The organism is uncultured Pseudoxanthomonas sp. (assembly GCF_947498795.1).
Lineage (GTDB): Bacteria > Pseudomonadota > Gammaproteobacteria > Xanthomonadales > Xanthomonadaceae > Pseudoxanthomonas_A.
On record NZ_CANMLQ010000003.1, the window covers coordinates 122,733 to 130,000 of the forward strand.

The 7,268-nt window shown below is 58.8% G+C and carries 2 protein-coding genes, 2 tRNA genes and 2 rRNA genes (1 of these 6 only partly in view); 5 read left to right on the top strand and 1 reads right to left on the bottom strand.

Annotation, left to right across the window (positions count from 1 at the left end; translation table 11 throughout):
- Positions 1-45 precede the first annotated feature (45 nt).
- Complete coding sequence (locus Q0907_RS10035; RefSeq protein WP_299344133.1) at positions 46-1,491, bottom strand: peptidoglycan DD-metalloendopeptidase family protein; 1,446 nt, start codon at positions 1,489-1,491, stop codon at positions 46-48.
- 185 nt (positions 1,492-1,676) lie between these two features.
- Between Q0907_RS10035 and tyrS the strand changes: the two genes are divergently transcribed.
- The 5 genes from tyrS to Q0907_RS10060 form a co-directional block, all read left to right on the top strand.
- Entirely contained in the window at positions 1,677-2,885 is a 1,209-nt protein-coding gene (gene tyrS, locus Q0907_RS10040) for a tyrosine--tRNA ligase (protein WP_299344136.1), read from the top strand.
- A gap of 444 nt (positions 2,886-3,329) precedes the next feature.
- A 16S ribosomal RNA gene (locus Q0907_RS10045) occupies positions 3,330-4,874 on the top strand.
- Between the two features lie 72 nt (positions 4,875-4,946).
- Positions 4,947-5,022 (top strand) — tRNA-Ala (locus Q0907_RS10050).
- 15 nt (positions 5,023-5,037) lie between these two features.
- Positions 5,038-5,114: transfer RNA gene (locus Q0907_RS10055), tRNA-Ile, on the top strand.
- A gap of 255 nt (positions 5,115-5,369) precedes the next feature.
- Positions 5,370-7,268, top strand: a 23S ribosomal RNA gene (locus Q0907_RS10060) (it continues 980 nt past the right edge of the window).
- Together the 16S and 23S rRNA genes with 2 tRNA genes alongside form the textbook arrangement of a ribosomal RNA operon.

Genomic DNA, 7,268 nt, shown 5'->3' on the forward strand with positions numbered 1-7,268 from the left:
CGGGACAGTGTCCCGCCTTTTCTTGTTCGCCGCCATGCGCCGGGCTCAGCCTTTGCCGCCCTTCTTGCTGTTGGCAGGCTTGGCGGCGGCGACGGTGGTCGCCTTCGCCTCGTCGGCGGGGCCGACATCGGCATAGATGATGTCTTCCACCGTGCGGATACGTGCCAGCGCATTGGCCGTGTACGTGCGATACGCCGCCAGCTGTGCGCCGGACAGCGGCTCCGGCGGCGGCATCGTCACCGACAGCGGATTGCGGTGCACGCCGTTGATGCGGAATTCGTAGTGCAGGTGCGGGCCGGTCGACAGCCCGGTGGTGCCGACGTAACCGATCACCGTGCCCTGCGCGACGCGCTGGCCCGGCTTGATCTTGCCCAGGCGCGACATGTGCGCGTACAGCGTGGTATGGCCGCGGCCGTGGTCGAGGATCACGGTACGGCCGTAGCCGCCCTGCCACCCTGCGAACTGCACGCGGCCATCGCCGGCCGCCATGATCGGCGTACCCGTCGAGGCGGCATAGTCCACGCCCTTGTGCATGCGCATCGTGCCCAGCACCGGATGGCGGCGCGCACCGAACTTCGAGCTCATGCGCGCATACGCAATCGGCATGCGGATGAAGTTCTTCTTCAGCGGCCGGCCTGCGGCGGTGAAGTACTCCGGCTTGCCGCCCGGACGCGTGAATCGGAAGCCCGAATGCAGCTTCCCGTCGACGGTGAACGTGGCGGCCTGCACGGGGCCGGTGCTGATCAGCTCGCCCTCGCGCCACGTCTGTTCGACCACCACGCTGAAACGGTCTTCCGGTCCCAGGTCGGAATTGAAGTCGATGTCGTACTTGAAGATCTCGTCCGTCATCGAATTGATGTTGGCGGACGTCAGCCCCGCCTTGCGGGCCGACCGGTTGAGCGAACGCCCCACCTTGCCGCTCAGCACGACGGTACGGGTCGTGGTCTCGCGCGCGATCACGCGCTCGGTGACCTTGTCCTCGCCGACCACGAGTTCGACGCGATGGCTGGGATCGCGGTCGTAGCGCAGGGTGCGCAGGCCGCCGGTCACCGGCAGGTCGAAGGCGATCTCGGTGCCGGGCTTCAGGCGGGTCAGCGCCTTCTTGGCATCCGCGTTGTCCAGGATGCGGTGCAGCGTCGCGGCCGGGATGCCCAGCTCCTCGAAGATCGCGCCCAGCGTCTGGCCGCGCTTCACCCGCACCACTTGCCAGCTGTCGCCGGCGATACCGGCCTGGCGCTCTGCGGACAGTTCGGGCAGATCAAGCAGCAAGGTGTTGCGCGGTTCGGAGACCGGCGCCTGGATCGCACTCGAGAAGCCCGGCACGATCGTCGCCATCAGCACGCCGATGGTGGTGAACAGGGTGGCGTGGATCCAGTGGCGTCGCGTCCATCGCCCCTCCGGCAGATGACGCTTCACGGCGCTATCGCGGAGCACCCCCAGGCGCTCGCGAAACAGTTGCTTGCGGCTGTTGCCGCCCCCATGAGTTTGCATCAAGGTTGCACCCCGGGGCCAAGGCAAAGCCCCAATCGGCGTACCATAGACACGCGAAGACTTCGCGTCAAACCATTGAGTCAGATAGCTTTTTTGATTGGCATCACTGTTTACTTTCTTTTAACGGCAACTTCACGTCACTGACTTGGCCTTCACGTGGCCCCTCTATCTGGAACCGCTATCCCGTGTCCTCCGCAGAAGCGCTTGCCCTGATCGGCCGTGGTGCCGACGAAATACTGAAGATCGAAGACCTGCAGGCGCGCCTCGCCTCCGGCCGTCCGCTGCGCGTGAAGGCGGGGTTCGACCCCACGGCGCCCGACCTGCACATGGGTCATACAGTGCTGCTGAACAAGATGCGCCAGTTCCAGAACCTGGGCCACCAGGTGATTTTCCTGATCGGCGACTTCACCGGAATGATCGGCGACCCGTCGGGCAAGAACGCGACCCGCAAGCCGCTGACCCGCGAGGATGTCTTGGCCAATGCCCGCACCTATGAGGAGCAGGTATTCAAGGTATTGGACCGCGAGAAGACCGAAGTCCGCTTCAACTCCGAATGGTTCGGCAGGATGGGCGCGGCGGACATGATCCGCCTCGCCGGCCAGCACACCGTCGCGCGGATGCTGGAGCGCGACGATTTCGCCAAGCGTTACGCGGCGCAGCAGTCGATCGCGATCCACGAGTTCCTTTACCCGCTGGTGCAGGGCTACGACTCCGTGGCGCTGCAGGCGGACGTAGAACTCGGCGGCACGGACCAGAAGTTCAACCTGCTGATGGGGCGCGGCTTGCAGGAGCATCACGGCCAGGCACCCCAGGTCGTGCTGACCATGCCGCTGCTGGAAGGCCTGGATGGTGTCAACAAGATGTCGAAGTCGCTGGGCAACTACATCGGGGTCAGCGAGCCGGCCATCGACATCGTCACCAAGACAATGAAGATCGGCGACGCGTTGATGTGGCGCTGGATCGAGCTGCTGAGCTTCGAGATCGGCGGCGCGGAAGCCGCCACGCTGAAAGCGTCCGTCGACGGCGGCGAGCTGAACCCGCGCGATGTGAAGCTCCGGCTGGCGCGCGAGTTGGCGGCCCGTTTCCACGATGCCGCCGAAGCGGAGAAGGCGATCGCCGGCTGGCATGCCGTCGTCACGGGCCAGGGCGACACCTCGCTGCTCGAGCTGAAGGATGTCGTGGTGCCTGCAGAAGGCATCCGCATCGCGGCGCTGCTGACGGCCGCCGGCATCACGCCCAGCAATTCGGAGGCGAACCGCAAGCTCAAGGAGCGTGCGGTAAAGCTGGAAGGCGACGTGGTGGAGGATGCCGGACTGCACCTTGCGCCCGGTTTCGAGGGCGTTCTCCAGGTGGGCAAGCGCAACTTCGCGCGCGTTCGCTTGGTGACCGGCTGAGCGGCGGAGGGGCTGCAGGAATGCCGGTCGACGCAGTGTGAATTTTTCTTCTCCGACCCCTTCCCAAAGCCGGGAGAACCGGCCATACTTTCCCTCCCCCGACGCACGGGGCCTTGCCGGAACGGGAAGGCGCCATGGGAAGGGAAAGCGGATCGCCAACAACTTCGAAAAAAGGTGTTGACGGAACAGAAAAACCCGCCATAATAGGCGGCTCACCTCGACGGAAACGACGGGGTTCACGAAGGAAGGCGCTGAGGCCGACTTCGCAGCTCTTTGACAGTGTGCGCAGGTGACTTGTGTGGGCGCCTGCAGGAAGGACTAGCTGTCCATCTTGCAGACGTTCGATTCATGAGCATCTTGTCAATTGTAGAAATGCAAGCGATACGTAAAGCTTGTGATCAGACGATCTGCATTCAAAGCATTGGCCTTCGGGCTAAGTAGTTTTAAGTGAAGAGTTTGATCCTGGCTCAGAGTGAACGCTGGCGGTAGGCCTAACACATGCAAGTCGAACGGCAGCACAGGAGAGCTTGCTCTCTGGGTGGCGAGTGGCGGACGGGTGAGGAATACATCGGAATCTACCTTTTCGTGGGGGATAACGTAGGGAAACTTACGCTAATACCGCATACGACCTACGGGTGAAAGTGGGGGACCGCAAGGCCTCACGCGATTAGATGAGCCGATGTCCGATTAGCTAGTTGGCGGGGTAATGGCCCACCAAGGCGACGATCGGTAGCTGGTCTGAGAGGATGATCAGCCACACTGGAACTGAGACACGGTCCAGACTCCTACGGGAGGCAGCAGTGGGGAATATTGGACAATGGGCGCAAGCCTGATCCAGCCATACCGCGTGGGTGAAGAAGGCCTTCGGGTTGTAAAGCCCTTTTGTTGGGAAAGAAATCCTATCGGTTAATAACCGGTGGGGATGACGGTACCCAAAGAATAAGCACCGGCTAACTTCGTGCCAGCAGCCGCGGTAATACGAAGGGTGCAAGCGTTACTCGGAATTACTGGGCGTAAAGCGTGCGTAGGTGGTGGTTTAAGTCTGCTGTGAAAGCCCTGGGCTCAACCTGGGAATTGCAGTGGATACTGGATCACTAGAGTGTGGTAGAGGGATGCGGAATTTCTGGTGTAGCAGTGAAATGCGTAGAGATCAGAAGGAACATCCGTGGCGAAGGCGGCATCCTGGGCCAACACTGACACTGAGGCACGAAAGCGTGGGGAGCAAACAGGATTAGATACCCTGGTAGTCCACGCCCTAAACGATGCGAACTGGATGTTGGGTGCAACTTGGCACCCAGTATCGAAGCTAACGCGTTAAGTTCGCCGCCTGGGGAGTACGGTCGCAAGACTGAAACTCAAAGGAATTGACGGGGGCCCGCACAAGCGGTGGAGTATGTGGTTTAATTCGATGCAACGCGAAGAACCTTACCTGGTCTTGACATCCACGGAACTTTCCAGAGATGGATTGGTGCCTTCGGGAACCGTGAGACAGGTGCTGCATGGCTGTCGTCAGCTCGTGTCGTGAGATGTTGGGTTAAGTCCCGCAACGAGCGCAACCCTTGTCCTTAGTTGCCAGCACGTAATGGTGGGAACTCTAAGGAGACCGCCGGTGACAAACCGGAGGAAGGTGGGGATGACGTCAAGTCATCATGGCCCTTACGACCAGGGCTACACACGTACTACAATGGTAGGGACAGAGGGCTGCAAACCCGCGAGGGTGAGCCAATCCCAGAAACCCTATCTCAGTCCGGATTGGAGTCTGCAACTCGACTCCATGAAGTCGGAATCGCTAGTAATCGCAGATCAGCATTGCTGCGGTGAATACGTTCCCGGGCCTTGTACACACCGCCCGTCACACCATGGGAGTTTGTTGCACCAGAAGCAGGTAGCTTAACCTTCGGGAGGGCGCTTGCCACGGTGTGGCCGATGACTGGGGTGAAGTCGTAACAAGGTAGCCGTATCGGAAGGTGCGGCTGGATCACCTCCTTTTGAGCATGACAAGCGCTTCTTGTCAGGCGCCCACACAAGACACCTGCATTTTTCAGAGTAAGCCCGTACAACGGGGCCTTAGCTCAGCTGGGAGAGCACCTGCTTTGCAAGCAGGGGGTCGTCGGTTCGATCCCGACAGGCTCCACCACTGGGTACGACTTTTGGGTCTGTAGCTCAGGTGGTTAGAGCGCACCCCTGATAAGGGTGAGGTCGGTGGTTCGAGTCCTCCCAGACCCACCAAAACCAGGCTGGCTATTACTTCTGAAACCTGCAATCGCACACTAAAAGATTATTTTGAAACGGATCGGCGCTGAAGCCGGCTTCGTGTTCTTTAACAACTTGTGACGTAGCGAGCGTTTTAGATTTTCATCTAGACGTGTCGTTGAGGCTAAGGCGGGGACTTCGAGTCCCTAATAAATTGAGTCGTATGTTCGCGTTGGTGGCTTTGTACCCCATCAACACGGCATGTAACTCCGAGGCGACTTGGGGTTATATGGTCAAGCGAATAAGCGCACACGGTGGATGCCTTGGCGGTCAGAGGCGATGAAGGACGTGGCAGCCTGCGAAAAGTGCGGGGGAGCTGGCAACAAGCATTGATCCCGTAATGTCCGAATGGGGAAACCCACTGCTTCGGCAGTATCCTGCAGTGAATACATAGCTGCTGGAAGCAAACCCGGTGAACTGAAATATCTAAGTAACCGGAGGAAAAGAAATCAACCGAGATTCCCTGAGTAGTGACGAGCGAACGGGGACCAGCCCTTAAGCTGGATTGGTTTTAGAAGAACAGTCTGGAAAGACTGGCCATAGACGGTGACAGCCCGGTATTCGAAAAGACCATTTCAGTGAAGACGAGTAAGGCGGGGCACGAGAAACCCTGTCTGAACATGGGGGGACCATCCTCCAAGGCTAAATACTCCTGACCGACCGATAGTGAACCAGTACCGTGAGGGAAAGGCGAAAAGAACCCCGGAGAGGGGAGTGAAATAGATCCTGAAACCGTGTGCGTACAAGCAGTAGGAGCCCGCAAGGGTGACTGCGTACCTTTTGTATAATGGGTCAGCGACTTACTGTTCGTGGCAAGCTTAACCGTATAGGGGAGGCGAAGGGAAACCGAGTCTGATAAGGGCGCATAGTCGCGGGCAGTAGACCCGAAACCGGGTGATCTAGTCATGCCCAGGGTGAAGGTGCCGTAACAGGTACTGGAGGCCCGAACCCACTCCCGTTGCAAAGGTAGGGGATGAGGTGTGATTAGGAGTGAAAAGCTAATCGAACCCGGAGATAGCTGGTTCTCCTCGAAAGCTATTTAGGTAGCGCCTCGTATGAATCTTCTTGGGGGTAGAGCACTGTTATGGCTAGCGGGACATCGCGTCTTAGCAAACCATGGCAAACTCCGAATACCAAGACAGAATGTACGGGAGACACACGGCGGGTGCTAACGTCCGTCGTGAAAAGGGAAACAACCCAGACCCACAGCTAAGGTCCCAAATTTCGTGCTAAGTGGAAAACGATGTGGAAAGGCACAGACAGCCAGGAGGTTGGCTTAGAAGCAGCCACCCTTTAAAGAAAGCGTAATAGCTCACTGGTCGAGTCGGTCTGCGCGGAAGATTTAACGGGGCTAAGCACGAAACCGAAGCTTGGGGTGCATAACTTTGTTATGCGCGGTAGAGGAGCGTTCCGTAAGCCTGCGAAGGTGGCTTGAGAAGGCTGCTGGAGGTATCGGAAGTGCGAATGCTGACATGAGTAACGATAATGCGGGTGAAAAGCCCGCACGCCGAAAGCCCAAGGTTTCCTTGCGCAACGTTAATCGACGCAGGGTTAGTCGGTCCCTAAGGCGAGGGCGAAAGCCGTAGTCGATGGGAAGCAGGTTAATATTCCTGCACCTCGCGTGAGTGCGATGGAGGGACGGAGAAGGTTAGGTGTACCGGGCGTTGGTTGTCCCGGGGAAAGGCGGTAGGTTTGGATCTTTGGCAAATCCGGGATCCTTTAAGACCGAGCACCGAGACGAGTCCTTTAGGACGAAGTCACTGATACCACGCTTCCAGGAAAAGCTCCTAAGCTTCAGCTCACGCAGACCGTACCGTAAACCGACACAGGTGGGTAGGATGAGAATTCTCAGGCGCTTGAGAGAACTCGGGTGAAGGAACTAGGCAACATGGCACCGTAACTTCGGGAGAAGGTGCACCCTCTTTGGTGGCCCATGCGGGCTATAGCTGAGGGGGGTCGCAGAAACCAGGCCGCTGCGACTGTTTATCAAAAACACAGCACTCTGCAAACACGAAAGTGGACGTATAGGGTGTGACGCCTGCCCGGTGCTGGAAGGTTAATTGATGGGGTCAGCCGCAAGGCGAAGCTCTTGATCGAAGCCCCAGTAAACGGCGGCCGTAACTATAACGG